This window comes from Vibrio sp. Y176, from assembly GCF_033438945.1.
Map to the genome: position 1 here is coordinate 1 of NZ_JAWOQS010001045.1, position 543 is coordinate 543.

At 41.6% G+C, this 543-nt stretch carries 1 protein-coding gene; it reads right to left on the reverse strand.

The features are described from left to right. Positions 1 to 543 (reverse strand): FIST C-terminal domain-containing protein (locus R7O13_RS30115; RefSeq protein WP_318305624.1); only part of this gene is annotated, 543 nt, incomplete at both ends.

The following is a 543-nucleotide window of genomic DNA, read 5'->3' on the forward strand; positions in this document are numbered from 1 at the left end:
TGGCAAGTGTTCCAGTTCCTGATTAATTTGTTCGCAAACGCTATTCATGTCTTGCATTAAGTGCAACATCGGTCCTGCACAAAATATATTTATGACACCAATTTTTCGAGATTCTTCTAATTTTTGGTTAAATGCAGCATTCACGACTTTTGCCGCTCGAGCGATTAAATGCTCCCTACTCCCTTTCATCAAAGTAAGCTCTTCTCCTACCGAAATCTGGGTAAATAGCTCAATCCCCCCATCTTCGGTCTCACGTATTGGATGGGAAAGCTTGTAATAAGGTCTATCGTACAAATGTCCGGCAACTCTTCCCAAGGGATAAGCGCTGGAGTTGGTAAAGAGTAGGTTTTCTTTGCTAGTTAGGTTTTCTTGATGACGAGTCCACTTTCGATAAGTATCTAGTGCTGATTCACCATCTATTTCCAGTAAACACCGTCCTTTTGCTTTGGAAACAATGCCTTTGATGTTGGTTGGTGTGTGACCTGCACTAAAAGCAATATCAACGGGATTAGAGGAGTAAAATAGTGTGAGGCTAATCCCTTG